The 251-nt window shown below is 68.9% G+C and carries 1 protein-coding gene; it reads left to right on the top strand.

What is annotated here, in order from left to right; genetic code table 11:
* Positions 1–251 (top strand): hypothetical protein (locus tag PU683_RS22345; RefSeq protein ID WP_277174687.1); only part of this gene is annotated, 251 nt, incomplete at both ends.

Genomic DNA, 251 nt, shown 5'->3' with positions numbered 1-251 from the left:
CGACATTGAGCTCCAGCGCAACCGGCGCCTCGGGCGTATCGTCGAAACGGAGCGCGTGGCCGCCGAGGAGACGGCGGCCGTCTATCGACGCGACCTCGAGGTCGGGGCCGCGCGGCTGGCCAGCGCCGAGGAACTGAACGCGCAGCTTCGCGCGAGCGAGGAGTTCAACCGGCGCATCCTCTGGACCACCACCGACTTCGTGGCGATCCTCGACCTCGACGGTCGCCTGATCACCATGAGCGAGAATGGCC

The sequence above is a fragment of the Candidatus Kosakonia sp. 282A-S69 genome (genome assembly GCF_029433855.1).
Classification (GTDB): Bacteria; Pseudomonadota; Gammaproteobacteria; order Enterobacterales; family Enterobacteriaceae; genus Kosakonia; species Kosakonia cowanii_A.
Note: the sequence above shows the minus strand (reverse complement) of the source record. Positions and strands in the feature narration are given on the sequence as shown.